Here is a 14,851-nt window from a genome sequence, read left to right as displayed (position 1 = left end):
GTCTACCGTTCCGGTAGGTGCTACGCCAATGAGAGGAAATCGTGGAGAAACCGCCGTCCGAGGTTCCAGCCACCGTCGAGGGCGCCGTCGACACCACCGAGACGGTCGCCGAGCCCGTCGAGCCAGCCCCCGAAAAGGTGCGGCACGCGCGCCGCAACCTGGTCGTGCTCGTGTTCAGCAACCTGCTGGCCGGGGTCGGCGTCGCGTCCGGTGCCGCCGTCGGCGCGCTGCTCGCGGAGAGCCTCGGCGGCACGTCCATGGCGGGCCTCGCGCAGGCCGTCGGCGTGCTCGCCGCCGCGGTCGCCTCGATCCCGCTCGCGACGCTCGCCCAGGTCCGCGGACGCCGCTGGGCGCTGTCCCTCGGGTACGCCCTGTCCACGGTCGGCGCGCTGCTCATCGTCACGGCGGCGGTGGTGGGGCAGCTCGTCGTGCTCCTGGTGGGCCTCACGCTCTACGGCGTCGCGAACGCGACCAACCTGCAGTCCCGGTACGCGGCCGCCGACAACGTGGGTTCGGGCACGCGCGCCAGGACCATGTCCATCGTCCTGTGGTCGACGACCGTCGGCTCAGTGGTCGGGCCCAACCTCGCGGCGCCCGGCGCGGTGCTGGGCAGCGGGTTCGGCGTGCCCGACCTGGGCGGGCCGTACCTCTTCTCGATCGTCGCGTACCTGCTCGCGGGCCTCCTGCTCGCGGCTCTGTACCGCGACCCGGCGGGCAGCGTGGCGGTGGCGAGCGCCCGCACCGCCGTCGGGCAGCCGGGCGGGCAGGACGACGACGCGCGGCGCGCCGGGCCGAAGCGGACCGGTGCCCTCGCGGCGCTGCGCTGGGCCTGGGCGCACCCCCAGGCGCGGTTCGCCGTGGTGACCACTGCCGTGGCGCACGGCGTGATGATCATGGTGATGGTGATGACGCCGGTGCACATGCAGCACGGCGGCATGTCGCTGCAGCTGGTGGGCATCGTGATCAGCCTGCACGTGCTCGGGATGTTCGCGTTCAGCCCCGTGTTCGGGTGGCTGGCCGACCGTTTCGGCCCGCTGCGCGTCGCCGTCGGCGGGATGGCGCTGCAGGGTGCGGCGGTCGCCCTCGGTTTCACGGCGGCGGCCCTGGTGCCCGACTCCGGGGCGCACGCCGGGCACGGTGCCACCGGCCCGGTCCTCAACACGGAGGTGCTGACGGCGGTGGCGCTCGTGCTGCTCGGCCTGGGCTGGTCGGCGTGCGTGATCGCGTCGTCCGCTGTGCTGGCGTCGGTGGCCGAGCCGCACGTCAAGCTACCGCTGCAGGGTGCGACGGACGCGCTGATGAACTACTTCGGCGCGGGCTCCGCCGCCCTTGCCGGCCCGCTCCTCGCGTGGGGCGGTTTCCAGGCGGTGAACTCGGCGGGCGCCATCCTGCTGGTGCCGGCCGTCGTGACGGTGATCCTGGCGGTCCGGGCTCGCCCGGCACCCTAGGGATCAGTTCGTCGGCTTGTCCTTGTCGTCCGGGTTCTCGTTGAGCTTGTCGAGGTCCGGGTCCTCGCCGGCCTCCTTGGCCTGGCGCAGCTTGTCGTTCTCGAGGATCTTGCGCCGCGTCATGACCACGACGCCCAGGACCACGAGGACCGCCGCGAGGATGCCACCGGAGACGGCCAGGCCGCTGACGCCCGCGCCGTCCCCTGCACCGGCGAGCTCGCTCGGCGCGGTCGCGCCGTCGGTGGGCTCCTCGACGGGCGCCGCCTCCTGCGTCGACATCTCGGGCACTTCGGTAGCCGCGGCCGTCGATCCGTCGGTGAGCTCGTCGCTCGGCTCAGCGGCGTCCTCCACCACGTAGCTGAACTCACCGTCGATCGGGTGGCCGTCGGAGGAGACCACGTGCCACGCGACGTCGTACGCGCCCGCCGGCAGGCCGTCCGTGAGCTGGGCGGTGACCACCTCGTCGTCGACCTGGATGTCCTCGCCCTGTGCTGTGGTGCCGTCCGGGCCGACGAGGACGATCTCGATGCCGGTGTCGAGCGGCGTAGAGCTGAAGGTGAGCGTGATGCTCGTCGGGGGCTCGTCGAGCGTGGCGCCGTCCTTGGGATCGGACGACAGGAGCTGGTCGTGAGCGCTCGCCGGGCCGGCCACCAGCAGCAGCGCCGCGAAGGTCAGGACCCCCGCGAACACGGTGATCACACGGACGAGGCGACGGCTCCCTGGCCGAGCCAGGGCTACGGAGACAGCAGGCATAGCGGCACCTTACTAGCCCTTGCTGTGGGCGCAGTCAGGCCTGCGGGACGTTCCTCTCCAGCTCGGCCAGCCAGGCCGCTGCCGTCGCGTCCGACGGCATGCGCCAGTCGCCACGCGGTGACATCGTGCCGCCGGGGGACACCTTCGGGCCGTTCGGCAGGGCCGACCGCTTGAACTGCGAGGCGAAGAACCTGCGCACGAACACGTCGAGCCAGCGCCGGACGGTGGCCAGGTCGTACTCCGTGCGGCCCGACGACGGAAACCCTGGCGGCCACTCGCCCACGTCCTGCGCACGCCACGCGTGCCAGGCGAGGAACGCGATCTTGGACGGCCGGTAGCCGCGGCGCAGCACGTGGAACAGCGTGAAGTCCTGCAGCGCGTACGGGCCGACGGTGGCCTCGGTGGACTGGGGGATCTCGCCCTCCTCGGTGGGGATCAGCTCCGGCGTGATCTCCTGCTCGACGATCTCGGTCAGGACGGCGTTGACCGGGCTGCTCGCCTCCGCAGCGAACTGCCCGCTGTCGATGGTCCACCGGATGAGGTGCTGGATCAGCGTCTTCGGGACGCCCGTGTTCACCGCGTAGTGCGACATCTGGTCGCCCACGCCGTACGTGCACCAGCCGAGCGCCAGCTCGGAGAGGTCGCCCGTGCCGAGCACGATGCCGCCGCGGTGGTTCGCGAGCCGGAACAGGTAGTCGTAGCGCAGGCCGGCCTGGACGTTCTCGAAGGTCACGTCGTACTGCTTGACGCCGTCGGAGTACGGGTGGTCGAGGTCCCCCAGCATCTGCTCTGCGGCGGGCCGGATGTCGAGCTCCTGGAAGGTCACGCCCAGCGCCTCGGCGAGCCGTACCGCCCGGTCCTTCGTCTCGGCCCCCGTCGCGAAGCCCGGCATCGTGAACGCGTGGATGTCGGTCCGCGGCCGGCCGAGCCGGTCCATCGCCTTGGCGGCGACGATCAGCGCGTGCGTCGAGTCGAGGCCGCCGCTGATGCCGATCACGATCTTCGGCTGCCCGATGGCGCGCAGGCGCTGCTCCAGGCCGGTGACCTGGATGTTGTAGGCCTCGTAGCAGTCCTGGGCGAGCCGGTCGGCGTCGTCGGGCACGAAGGGGAAGCGGTCCACCTTGCGGCGCAGGCCGATGTCGCCCTGGGGCGGGTGCACGCTGAAGGCGACCTCGCGGAAGTCCTCGCCGGCCGCGTCGCCTCCGCCGCTCGAGCCCGTGGCCCCGATCCCCAGCCCACGGCGGTTGTCGTCGAACGTGCCCTGCCGCAGCCGCTCCTGGCGCAGGCGGTCCAGGTCGACGTCGACCACGGTCGCGCGGGCGCCGTCGGGGAAGCGCTCGGTCTCGCCGAGCAGGTCACCGGCCTCGTAGACCATGGTCTGCCCGTCCCAGGACAGGTCGGTGCTCGACTCGCCCTGGCCAGCGGCCGTGTAGACGTAGGCGGCGTTGCAGCGGTAGCTCCCGCTGCGCACGATCAGCCGGCGGTCCTCCGCGCGAGCCACGGTGACCGGGCTGGCCGACAGGTTCAGCAGCACCGTCGCGCCCGCGAGCGCCGCCAGCGCGCTCGGTGGCACGGGCACCCACATGTCCTCGCAGACCTCGACGTGGATGTTGAGGCCGGGGACGTCGTCGGCCCGGAAGATCAGGTCGGGGCCGACCGGCACCTCCTCGCCGAGCAGACTGAGGGTGCCGCGGTGCTCGTCGCCCGGCGCGAACTGCCGCTTCTCGTAGAACTCGCGGTAGTTGGGCAGGTAGGACTTGGGCGCCACCCCGAGGATCCGCCCGCGGTGCACGACGACGGCAGCGTTCAGGAGGCGGCTGCCGACCAGCAGCGGCGCGCCGACGACCAGCATCGTGGTGAGGTCGAGGCTGGCCTGCCGGACCTCTGCGAGCGCCTCGAGCACGGCCTCCAGCAGGACGTCCTGCATGAGCAGGTCGTCGATCGCGTAGCCGCTCAGGCACAGCTCCGGGAACACGGCGACGGCCACGCCGTCGTCGTGCAGCTGCCGCGCCTGGTCCAGGATCGCGGCGGCGTTGGCGGCGGGGTCGGCGACGGCGACGGGGATGGTGCAGGCCGCCACCCGGGCGAACCCGTGGGCGTAGGCGTTGTAGAAGTCCACGGGTTCGAGTCTATGGATGCGTGCGGAAGGTGCCTGACGGCGGTCGAGGTGAACCGACCTCGAACACTCTCAGCACGGGTCCGTGCCGGACACCCATGGCCATCCTGCTTGCCGCGCGCGGACGCCTGGCAGACCGTGTTCCACTTCCACGTCCACGTGGTGCCCCGGTTCCGCGACAGCCCGGACCGCGACGCGCTGCGTCTCCCGTGGACGCCGACGCCAGGCGATCCCGCGCGCATCACCGCCGCGGCGGAGCTCCTGCGCTCGGCCACCTGAGCGGCCTGCCGGGTCGGCCGAACGCACCGATGAGTTCCGCGGGTCGTCGGCGTCTCTCCTGGTAGAACACGGTTTCGATCGAAGCCGCGCCGGACTCGAAGGGAACTCTCATGTCATTCCAGGCCTATCTCGACGCCGTCGAGGACAAGACCGGGCGCACCCCGCGTGAGCTCATCGAGCTGGCCGAGGAACGCGGGTTCGACGCGTCCACCAAGGCCGCGCCGATCCTCGAGTGGCTCAAGGAGGACTACGGCCTGGGCCGCGGGCACGGCATGGCCATGGTCCACGTCATCACCAAGGGTCCGCAGATCAGCACCAAGCACGTGGGCTCGTCCGGATCGCACGCGGACGCGTCCGACACCCTGTGGCTCGACGGCAAGGCGACCAACCCGACAACTCCCGGCTGAGTGAGCCCGTCGACCCGGCGCATTGCCGGGATCTCGTTAGCCTGGGTAATGATGTACCCATGACAACCCGCTCCACCATCGCCATCATCAACGCCCACGTGGTTCCCGTCGCCGCCGAGCCCATCGAGCACGGGACGGTCCTCATCACGGACGGGGTGATCACCGCCGTCGGGCGGGACGTGGCAGTCCCCGAGGGCACCGCGACGATCGACGCCCAGGGCAAGTGGCTCCTGCCGGGGTTCGTCGAGGCACACGGCCACCTCGGCGTCCACGAGGAGGGCGAGGGGTGGGCAGGCAACGACACCAACGAGATGACCGGCCCCGACGGGTCCGCGCTGCGCGCGCTCGATGCCATCCAGGTGGACGAGGAAGGTTTCCGCGACGCGCTCGCCGGAGGCGTGACGACGGCGGTCATCAAGCCGGGCTCCGGCAACCCGATCGGCGGGCAGACCGTCGCGATCAAGACCTGGGGCGGCCGCACCGTCGACGAGCAGCTCGTCAGCGACTCGGTGTCGGTCAAGAGTGCGCTCGGCGAGAACCCGAAGCGCGTCTACGGGGACAAGGGCCAGCTCCCCTCCACCCGTCTTGGCGTGGCCAACGTCATCCGCAAGGCCTTCGTCGACGCGCAGAACTACGTCGCGCAGCGCGACGCCGCGGCGGCCGAGGGCAAGCCGTTCGAGCGTGACCTCGCGAAGGAGACCCTGGCCCGCGTGCTGGCCGGCGAGCTCGCCTGGGACCAGCACACGCACCGCGCCGACGACATCGCCACGGCGATCCGCCTGTCGGAGGAGTTCGGCTACCGGCTCGTGATCAACCACGGCACCGAGGGCCACAAGATCGCCGACGTCCTCGCCGAGAAGGGCATCCCGGTCATCTACGGCCCGATGTTCACCTCCCGCTCCAAGGTCGAGCTGCGCGACCGCTCGATCCTGAACCTGGTCAAGATGGCCGAGGCCGGCGTCCGCGTCGCCATCACCACCGACCACCCCGTCATCCCCATCAACTTCCTGGTGCACCAGGCGACCTTCGCGGTGCGCGACGGGCTGCCCTGGAGCATCGCCCTGGCCGCCATCACCACCAACCCCGCGTCGTTCCTCGGCCTGGACACGCAGGTGGGCGCGATCAAGGAGGGGCTGGACGGCGACGTCGTGCTCTGGTCCGGCGACCCGCTGGACACCACCGCACGGGCCGAGCGCGTCTTCATCACGGGCACCGAGGTCTACACCTGGGACCCGGCGGCCGACGGCGGGCGTGGCGCCGGCCGCGTGGTCGAGCGCTCAACCCGCTTCGCCTGACCCGCCCCGGGGACGGGATGCCGTGGTCGGCAGTACGTCAGGTGATCGGCAGGCCCGGAATGCCGATCACCTGACGTTCTGCCGATCACATCGGCCCCCTCTCGGCACCCGGGTACGACACGCACCGGCACCGCGGTCCGACGTGGCGGACCCTCGCCGGGCGTAGCGTGCGAGCATGCCGGGCACTACCCACCCTCCGGGCGACGCCCCCGTGGAGCCGTACGCCCCCGGGCCCTTCGACCGCACCCGTCCACGCGCGTTCGTCGCCGTGGCCCTTGCGGTCTTCGTCAACCTTGGCTCGATCGGTGCGGCACGCGGCCAGGCCTGGGCGACAGAGCCCGGCCTGGCCGGGGTGCTCCTGCTGCTGGTCTCGCCTGCGGCACTGGTGTTCCTCCTGCCACGCCGCCCTGCGCTCGCCACGATCCTGTCCGTCGCGGCCACCGTCGCCTTCCTGCTGCTCGGTCACCCGTGGGGGCCCGTCTTCCTCGGCCCGGTCGCGGTGCTCGCCGGCGTCATGCTCAGCGGTGAGGTCCGCCGCGCCCGCCGGATCGCATGGTCGGGTGCCGCCCTGTTCGCCGGGGCCGTCGGCACCGTCGCCGCGCTGCTCGCGCCACGCATCGAGCGGCTCTCGGCCGACCTGCCGCCGCGCTCCCACGAGAAGTGGGGGCCGGGCTACGGCTGGGGCGACAGGGACGGTGCCTGGTTCCTGACCATCGAGGCGATGATCGCCGGCGCCGCGTGGCTCGCCGTCGTGCTGCTGATCGCGAGCGCCGCGCGGGACCGGATCGCACGGCGAACAGCGGCGCGAGCCGCGGCCAGGGCGACAGCGGCAGAACGCGAGCGCACCGCCGTCGCGTCGGAACGCCTGCGGATCGCGCGCGAGCTGCACGACGTCCTCGCCCACTCCCTGTCCGCCATCAACGTCCAGGCCGGCGTGGGACTGCACCTGCTGGAGAAGAATCCCGGGCAGGCGCGCGAGGCCCTGTCCAACATCCGCGACACCAGCAAGGACGCGCTCGCCGAGGTCCGCACGGTGCTGGGCATAGTCCGCGAGGGCACGGCCCCGCCGACCCCTGGCACAGTGCCTGCCGACGCCGCGCCCCTCACCCCGACCTGGGACCTCAGCGGGCTGCGGCACCTGGCCGACCAGGCTCGCGCCGACGGGCTCGATGTCAGCGTGGAGCTCGCGCACGGTATCGGCGACCTGCCCGACCACGTGGCCGGCGTCGTGCACCGTGTGGTGCAGGAGTCGCTGACCAACGTGCGCAGGCATGCGCCGTCGGCCCGCCGGGTGACGCTGCGGGTCACCAGGAGCGACGGCGTCGAGATCGTGGTGACCGACGACGGCGTCCAGGCGGTGCGGACCGGCGACCCCCCCGAACCCGGCTACGGACTTCTCGGGATGCGCGAGCGCGTGGAGGGTTCCGGCGGCACCCTCGTCGCAGGCCCTCGCCCGGACGGGTCGGGCTGGGAGGTCCGGGCCACGCTCCCGGTCGCCGCACCCCCGCCGACCGGGCCGGCCCGCCCGGAGCCTGCCGAACCGGCAGACGCCCCACCCGAGTCCGGAGAGACCACATGATCGACGTCCTGCTCGCCGACGACCAGGCCCTGGTCCGCGGCGGTTTTCGCGCGCTGATCGACTCGGAGGACGACATGCGCGTCGTGGCGCAGGCCGCGACCGGCGACGACGCCGTCGCCCTCACCCTCGACCACCTGCCAGAGGTGGTGCTGATGGACATCCGGATGCCGGGCCTTGACGGGCTCGAGGCGACCCGGCGGATCATCGCCGAGCCACGCGCGGCGGGCGTCCACGTGGTGGTGGTGACGACATTCGAGCTGGACGAGTACGTCACGGAAGCGATCCGCGCCGGGGCCTCCGGGTTCCTGGTCAAGGACACGGAGCCGGCGGAGCTGGTCCGGGCGGTGCGCGTGGCGGCGTCTGGCAACGCGCTCCTGTCGCCGACGGTGACGCGGAGGCTGCTCGCCAAGGTCGCGGAGGCGACGCGCACGGTGCGCCCGGTGCCCGCACTCGCGGAGCTCACGCCGCGCGAGCGCGAGGTGCTGGTCCAGGTGGCGGGCGGGCTCGCGAACGACGAGATCGCTCGCAAGCTCTACCTCTCGGAGTCGACGGTGAAGACGCACGTCTCGCGGGTGCTCATGAAGACCGGTTCGCGAGACCGCGCGCAGCTCGTGGTGCTGGCGTACGAGGCGGGTCTCGTCCGCCCCGGCTGGGCCGGAGGTGCAGCGCAGGGTGGGGGCTGAGGAACGAGGCACCCGCCCGGAGCGGAACCGCAGGCCCAGCCGGAACAAACCGAGCCGGGCCGGAGGTGCAGCGCAGGGTGGGGGCTGAGGAACGAGGCACCCGCCCGGCACCACGGGGGTAGGGAAGCCGGTACACAAGGCCGACGACCTGGGCGTCAGACGGCGGGAGTCTGGTGCCGTGGCCGGAACGTCCGGCCGAACAGAATGCTGGAGGTCGACATGCTCACCGCGACGACGGAGGTCCTCGCCAACGGGCCGCACTACGGCTGGGGCGGACCCGGCCCGTTCTTCTTCATCATCCCGCTGCTCTGGTTCCTGCTGTTCGCGACAGTGATCATCCTGATCGCCCGACGTGCCCGGCGCGGGGCACGCGGCGGATGGGGCGGCCCCTGGGCGGCGCACGCGGCCGCCGGAGCCGACCCGGTGACGCTGCTCGGCACCCGGTTCGCCCGCGGGGAGATCGACGAGGCGGAGTACCGCTCACGCCTCGCGGTGCTCCGCTCGGCGGACCCGTACCCGACGGCTCACCCGAGCCCCGGGCCGGACGCCGGTCCCACGGCGGCCGACGCTCCCCCAGCGGCTCCCACGCCGCAGGACCAGCCGCCGGCCGACGGCGAGCGCTGACGGTCGCTCGGCGGCCGTCGACGCAGGTGTCGGGCGCCCAGGTCACCGATGGTGGCCCGGGCGCCCTGCGTGCGTCCAACCCCGTTCGGCGAAGGCCTGGCGACCCGGCCCCGCTGCCGCCCGGCAACGATTGGTCCCGCGTTGCGGCCGTGCCGCTAGACTCGCGGGCGAGTGCGACGGAACGCACTTTTCTGACCCGATGACGTGAGGGAAGTAGATCGTGAGCACCAGCAAGAACTGGGCAACGGCCGCACTGGTCACCTGTGCACTACTGCTGTCCGGATGCGCAGCCCTCGAAGACATGGCCAGCGACTTCAGCCCCTCGGGCGAAGAGGTCGCGCAAGACGCCCCCTCGCCCGTCGTCGACACCCCCGTCAGCACCGGCGAGTACGACCTCGTCGAGTCGTGCAACGCGTTCTTCACCGGCCCGATCGTCTCGACGGTCTCCGAAGCCGCTGCGGCCGTCCAGGCTCCGCTCAACGAGGACCTGACCGGCACCGTCAGCTCCATCAGCAGCAGCCTCGGCCTGCTGATCGGCAAGTCCGACGAGGTCAGCATCGCCCACCTCGAGGCAGTGCGTGCACCGTTCGACCAGGCGCTCGACGGCTCCATCGCCCGCCCCACGGCGGTCGAGACGGCGATCAAGCAGTACAAGGCCACCTGCAAGGAGGCCGGCTTCAAGGGCTGACCCCCTGAACAGCCGGCCGGCCCGTCAGCTGCCCGTGAGGAACTCGTGCATCACCGGGCCGGCCGTCGTCGAGCCGAGCTCACCCTCCTCGATGAACACGACCGCCGCCAGGTCGTCCGCGATGGCGAGCATCCAGACGTGCGCCTTGCTCCCGTCACCGAACTGCGCGGTGCCGGTCTTCGCACCGACGATCCCCGGCACGTCCTGCAGCAGCGTGGCCGAGCCCTCCTGCACCACACCACCCATCAGGTCGCGCAGAGTGGCCGCCTCGTCAGCGGTCAGATCGCCCGACGGCGCCTCGGCCTCCGTCTCGCCCGGCGCCTGGGCCAGCCACGGCGACACGGTGTGGCCCGCTGAGACGCTGGCCGCCACGGTAGCCATGGCGAGCGGTGTCGCCAGCACCTGACCCTGCCCGATCATCGATGCAGCGTGCTCGGTGGCCGACGCCTCCGTCGGCACGTCGCCCAGCGCGGCCGCCGCTCCGAACGCCGCGGGCTCGACGCCCAGGCCGAGCGACGCAGCGGCGTCGTGCAGCTGTTGCTGCGAGATCTTCTCGTGCTGCGAGATGAAGCCGGTGTTGCACGAGTTCGCGAACACCGTCCGGAACGGCACGGCGTCGCCCATCGCGGACTCGGGGTACCCCGGCACGTTCTGGAACTCGCGGCCCTCGACGTTGATCGTCGCCGTGCAGGGGAGCGCGGTCTCCGGCGTGATCCCCGAGCGGAGCATCGCGAGGGACGTCGCGATCTTGAAGGTCGATCCGGGCGGGTACTGCCCCAGCGTCGCGGTGTTGTAACCGTCGGAACCAGGGCCCGACGCCGCGGCGAGCACCTCGCCGGTCGACGGCTTGATCGCGACGATGGCACTCGCCAGGTTGTCGAGGTCGGCCAGGGCTGACTCGGCACGGAGCTGTGTCGCCGGGTCGAGCGTGATCGCCAGCGGCTCTCCGTCCTTCTTCTCGATGGTGAACGCCTCGCGGCCCGCGCCGCCCTCTGCGGGTTCGATGGTCACGGCGAGGCCAGGCACACCGCGCAGCTGCTCGTCGTGGGCGGCCTGCAGACCGGAGAGGCCGACCATGTCACCCGGCTTGACGGTGCCTTCCGACTCCTCGACGACCTCTGCGGTGGCTTCGCCCACCGAGCCGAGAAGCGCCCGTGCGAAGTCGCGCTCCTTCGCGAGCGGCAGCTCGTCCGGGATCCCGACGACGCCGTCGATCGCCATGGCCGCGTCGAAGTCGTACTCCGGATCGTTCTCGCGGATCGTGATGACCTCGACGAACGCCTTCGCCCCTGCCGACTCGACCTGTGCGGCGATGTCGTCCGTCGTCGCCTGGTCGAAGCCGAGGGCGTCGCCGAGCTTCGCGGCGGCGGTGTCCCAGCCGGGCCGCGTCTTGTCGATGCCCACGTGGTGCACGGGCGTCATGCCCACGAGTGTCTCGCCACTGGTCGTGACGATCTCGCCGCGCGCCGGCTCGGTGCGCTCGACGGCCAGCTGTTCGCCCGGCTCCAGACCGGGCACCAGCAGGCCCGTGTTCCAGGTGGCCTCCCACGCCCCGGCCTCGCCGTCCGTCGGGCCGGGGTAGGTCAGCTCGGCGACGGTCTCGTACTCCCAGGCCGCCTCCGCCGCGACAGGCCACGTCCAGGCGAACGTCGCGGTGGCGGTCGCTGTGCCGTCGTCACCCTCCTGCATCGGCGTGACGCTCTTGACCGTGACCGTCCCTGCGTCCTCGCCGACGGCGGCGAGCATCCCCTCGAACACCCGGTCGTACTGCTCGTCCGGCGAGGCCGACGTCTCCAGCGCGAGCGGGACGTCCGCTGGTGTGCCCGCCTCGAGGGCTGCCGCCAGCTCTTCGGCGGCGGTCTCCGGGTCGGGGACGGGCGGCTCGCGGAGCAGCAACCAGGCGCCCACGCCCAGCGCGAGGAGGACCACGACGACGATGCCGATGATCAGCGCCCGGAGCCCCTTCCGCGGCGGAGCCGGAGCCGCGGGCGGCGGCCCGACAGCGGGCGGCACCGTGTCGTACCCACCTGGCGGAGGCGGTACCGGCGCATGACCGTCCGCGGGCAGATGGGATGAAGGGTGTCCACTCATGGCTAGGAGCCTAAGGGGACGGTCATGCTCGCCACGTGTTATCTCTTGGGAGAAATGGGGAGGGCCCGGGTGAAATGGAGCGGGGCCGCCGAACCCCCTGGATCTGCGGCCCCGCCCGTCGACGTCACGCGTCCGGGTACCGCCAGCGGTCCCGAGGACGGGTGGCGAGCTTGAGGTACGAGATCATCGGCGCCGGCCGACCGGTGGCACGCATCCTGTGCTCACGCCGGTTGAGCAGCTCCATGCGCCGCAGGTCACGCTCGATCGCGGCGACGTCGTTGCCGGTGAGCGCTGCTGTGCTGGTCGTCATGGTCGATCCCCGTTCCTGGCCCCTCGAGTGGACGCCCTCAGTTGAACAGGACGTACCAGGAGCACGTTTCGTTGGTAGGGAGCGACGACGTCGCGATTTGTGACCGCGGCGACAATCTTCACCCGGTCCGGGCGGCCCTGCCCTCCAGGAAGGTTCGCAGGGCCGGGTCGGTCGTGAGCGAGCCCGCCTTGGCGAAGGCGGCCCGGGCAGCGACGACGTCGCCCGCCTCCGCCAGCAGATGTGCCCGGGTCGCCCACAACGGCTGGAACCTGCCCGACGCCGCCTCCGACGCCGCGATCTCGTCCAGCTCGGCGAGACCGGCGTGCGGGCCGTCGACCCGACCGAGCACCGCCGCGAGCGCCACCCGTCCTCCGAGTGTCGGGGCGACGCGGAGCAGCGCCCGGTGCAGGGTGAGCAGCGCACGCCAGTCCGTGCGCCCGGTACGGGCGCGTGCACAGTGCACGGACTGGACGGCGGCCTCGAGGCGGAACCGGCCTGGCGGATCGGCGGGCGTGACCCCCTGCCCCGGCCCGGCGAGCGCCCGCCGGAGCAGCGCCTCTCCGCGCTCGATCAGCGCTGCGTCCCAGCGGGTGACGTCCTGCTCGTCGAGGGGCACGAAGGCGCCGTCTGCCTCGCGCGCGTCCGCCCGTGCGACGGAGAAGCACAGCAGCGCCGCCAGACCGAGCACCTCCGGCTCCGGCAGCAGGTGCGCCAGCAGCAGGGCAAGGGTCAGCGCGTCGCCGGTGAGGGAGCCGCGGACCTCCGACGCCGCCCCGCGCCAGTCGATCGCGTACGCGCCGTAGACGGCCTCCAGCACGGGCGGCAAACGGTCGGGCACCTCGTCGCGGCCGGGGACACGGAAGGGGATGCCCGCATCACGGATGCGGCGCTTGGCCCGGACCAGCCGCTGCGCCATGGTGGGCGCAGGCACGGCGAACGCCGCTGCGATGTCACGCGCCTCGACGCCGAGCACGGTCTGCAGCATGAGGGGAGTGCGGATGCCCGCCTCGACCGCTGGGTGGGCGCAGACGAACAGGAGCTCGAGGCGGCGGTCCCCGATGGCATCGGGCTCTGGCACCTCGGGCGCCGCCGCCTGCTCGACGCCGGCGTCGGTAGGCACCGTGGTGCGCAGCGCGGCGGAGCGGTACAGGTCACGCAGCCGGTTGCGGGCCACGGTGAGCAGCCAGCCGTCGGGGTTGTCCGGCACGCCGTCGTCCGGCCAGTGCCGCAGGGCGCGCTCGAAGGCTTCGGCGAGGGCGTCCTCGGCGCGCTGGATGTCGCCGTCGCGCGCAGCGAGCAGCGCCAGCAGGCGGCCGTACGACGTGCGGGCCGACGCTTCCGCGGCGGCCCGCACGTCGTCGTGCTCGATCAGCGCGTCCACGAGCCGTTCTCGAAGTGGGTGGCCGACGGGCGCACCTCCACGGTGCCCCACTGGACCGACGGCGCCTTCTGGGCCCAGGCGAGCGCGGCGTCGAGGTCCGGCACGTCGACGACGAACGTGCCGCCCAGCTGCTCCTTCGTCTCCGCGAAGGGTCCGTCCTGAACCTGCAGCTCGCCGTCGCGCACCGCGACGGTGGTCGTGGACGACGACGGCTGCAGCACCTCCGCCGAGATGAGCACCCCTGCCTGGTCGAGTGCTGTGGCGTAGGCGTCGAACGCACGCTCGCCCTCCGCCCAGTCCGCGCCGAGGTCGTCCGACGTCATCTCGGGGTAGTGCAGCAAGATGGTGTAACGCATGGTTCTGTCCTCCGGTCGGTGTCTGTCTGACACTGGGGTGACGATCTCGCGGGCACCCGATCGACAGAACCGAAGAACTCTTCGGACATGGCTCGGGCCGGGGCGACCCCCTGGTACGCCCCGACCCGGTTCCCCCTGCTCGGCCGGGCAGGTCAGGCGGTCGGCGCCGCCTTGACCACCGGGCCCCACGCCAGCGGGTCGAGAGAGCGGGCCTCGTCGTCCGCGCTCCCTGCCCAGCGGCGCGCATCGGCGATCGTGGCAGCGAGCAGCTCCCGCAGCCGGGAGTCGACGTCGGGGACGAAGGCCTCGGAGATGCCCTGCACCGCGGTGGAGACGACGCTCGGCGCGGCGTCGCGCACGAACCGCTTGGGCCGCACGCTGGTGCCCGCACAGAACCGCTCGGCCCAGGCCGCCGTCTTCGGCACGGCCGCGAGTGCGTCCTTGCTCTCCGGTGCGAGGGTGCCCGACGGGCGATCTTCCAGGACGTCGAGCATGCGCTCGGACCCGAGGATCGCCACGGCCAGCGTCTGCTGCCGGTCGGCGGGTGACACGGGCAGTGCCGTCTGCGCCGCACGCAGCGCGATGCGCACGTCCCAGCGTGGATCGGTGCTGGTCAGGCCGATGACCGACGGGATGAGTGGCGCGAGCTGCGGGCGGGCGTGGTCTGCCGTGAGGTCGTTCACCGCGCGGGCCAGCATCGCGATCAGCGGGTGCGTACAGGCGGGGTGGTCACTCCACTTCTCGCCTGCGAGGAAGGATGCGAGCTCCATGAAGCACGCGCCCTTCTTGGGATTGCGATGCTTCCCACGACCCAGCATGGGCAAGATGTCGTACGTTCCAG

The 14,851-nt window shown here is 72.3% G+C and carries 15 protein-coding genes; 8 read left to right on the top strand and 7 right to left on the bottom strand.

What is annotated here, in order from left to right; translation table 11 throughout:
* The first annotated feature begins 41 nt into the window (after positions 1-41).
* Positions 42-1,448: an MFS transporter gene (locus tag ACFS27_RS11755; protein ID WP_377183106.1), complete on the top strand. Its 1,407-nt coding sequence runs from the start codon at positions 42-44 to the stop codon at positions 1,446-1,448.
* Between the two features lie 3 nt (positions 1,449-1,451).
* Here ACFS27_RS11755 and ACFS27_RS11750 read toward each other — a convergent pair whose 3' ends face one another.
* Both ACFS27_RS11750 and ACFS27_RS11745 read right to left on the bottom strand, forming a co-directional pair.
* Positions 1,452-2,201 (bottom strand): copper resistance CopC family protein, encoded by a 750-nt coding sequence (locus ACFS27_RS11750; protein ID WP_377183104.1) that lies wholly within the window; start codon positions 2,199-2,201, stop codon positions 1,452-1,454.
* Positions 2,202-2,235: 34 nt separating this feature from the next.
* Positions 2,236-4,320, bottom strand: coding sequence for an NAD(+) synthase (locus tag ACFS27_RS11745; RefSeq protein WP_377183102.1), 2,085 nt, complete (start codon positions 4,318-4,320; stop codon positions 2,236-2,238).
* Positions 4,321-4,428: 108 nt separating this feature from the next.
* Between ACFS27_RS11745 and ACFS27_RS11740 the strand changes: the two genes are divergently transcribed.
* From ACFS27_RS11740 to ACFS27_RS11710, 7 genes are all read left to right on the top strand, one after another.
* Entirely contained in the window at positions 4,429-4,596 is a 168-nt protein-coding gene (locus ACFS27_RS11740; protein ID WP_377183100.1) for an HIT family protein, read from the top strand.
* Between the two features lie 110 nt (positions 4,597-4,706).
* Positions 4,707-5,003 carry a DUF4287 domain-containing protein gene (locus tag ACFS27_RS11735; RefSeq protein ID WP_377183099.1) on the top strand — a complete coding sequence of 99 codons (297 nt, stop codon included), beginning with the start codon at positions 4,707-4,709 and terminating at the stop codon, positions 5,001-5,003.
* A 59-nt stretch (positions 5,004-5,062) separates the two neighbouring features.
* Positions 5,063-6,298, top strand: a complete 1,236-nt coding sequence (locus ACFS27_RS11730; RefSeq protein ID WP_377183098.1) for an amidohydrolase — start codon at positions 5,063-5,065, stop codon at positions 6,296-6,298.
* A gap of 175 nt (positions 6,299-6,473) precedes the next feature.
* Positions 6,474-7,877, top strand: a complete 1,404-nt coding sequence (locus ACFS27_RS11725; protein ID WP_377183096.1) for a sensor histidine kinase — start codon at positions 6,474-6,476, stop codon at positions 7,875-7,877.
* Entirely contained in the window at positions 7,874-8,560 is a 687-nt protein-coding gene (locus tag ACFS27_RS11720) for a response regulator (RefSeq protein WP_377183095.1), read from the top strand. The genes ACFS27_RS11725 and ACFS27_RS11720 overlap by 4 nt, the downstream gene beginning before the upstream one ends.
* A 219-nt stretch (positions 8,561-8,779) precedes the next feature.
* Positions 8,780-9,184, top strand: a complete 405-nt coding sequence (locus tag ACFS27_RS11715; protein ID WP_377183094.1) for an SHOCT domain-containing protein — start codon at positions 8,780-8,782, stop codon at positions 9,182-9,184.
* Positions 9,185-9,404: 220 nt separating this feature from the next.
* Entirely contained in the window at positions 9,405-9,872 is a 468-nt protein-coding gene (locus ACFS27_RS11710; protein WP_377183092.1) for a hypothetical protein, read from the top strand.
* Positions 9,873-9,896: 24 nt separating this feature from the next.
* Here ACFS27_RS11710 and ACFS27_RS11705 read toward each other — a convergent pair whose 3' ends face one another.
* From ACFS27_RS11705 to ACFS27_RS11685, 5 genes are all read right to left on the bottom strand, one after another.
* Positions 9,897-11,963 carry a penicillin-binding transpeptidase domain-containing protein gene (locus tag ACFS27_RS11705; RefSeq protein WP_377183090.1) on the bottom strand — a complete coding sequence of 689 codons (2,067 nt, stop codon included), beginning with the start codon at positions 11,961-11,963 and terminating at the stop codon, positions 9,897-9,899.
* A gap of 124 nt (positions 11,964-12,087) precedes the next feature.
* On the bottom strand, positions 12,088-12,273 hold the full coding sequence (locus ACFS27_RS11700) for a hypothetical protein (protein ID WP_377183088.1): 186 nt from the start codon (positions 12,271-12,273) through the stop codon (positions 12,088-12,090).
* 118 nt (positions 12,274-12,391) lie between these two features.
* Positions 12,392-13,654 (bottom strand): RNA polymerase sigma factor, encoded by a 1,263-nt coding sequence (locus ACFS27_RS11695; protein WP_377183086.1) that lies wholly within the window; start codon positions 13,652-13,654, stop codon positions 12,392-12,394.
* Complete coding sequence (locus tag ACFS27_RS11690) at positions 13,642-14,010, bottom strand: YciI family protein (RefSeq protein WP_377183084.1); 369 nt, start codon at positions 14,008-14,010, stop codon at positions 13,642-13,644. The genes ACFS27_RS11695 and ACFS27_RS11690 overlap by 13 nt, the downstream gene beginning before the upstream one ends.
* Positions 14,011-14,162: 152 nt before the next feature.
* Complete coding sequence (locus tag ACFS27_RS11685; protein ID WP_377183082.1) at positions 14,163-14,780, bottom strand: hypothetical protein; 618 nt, start codon at positions 14,778-14,780, stop codon at positions 14,163-14,165.
* Positions 14,781-14,851 lie beyond the last annotated feature (71 nt).

Origin of the sequence: Promicromonospora vindobonensis, assembly GCF_042685865.1 — a bacterium.
Classification (GTDB): Bacteria; Actinomycetota; Actinomycetes; order Actinomycetales; family Cellulomonadaceae; genus Promicromonospora; species Promicromonospora vindobonensis.
This window is presented reverse-complemented; position numbering and strand designations above follow the sequence as displayed.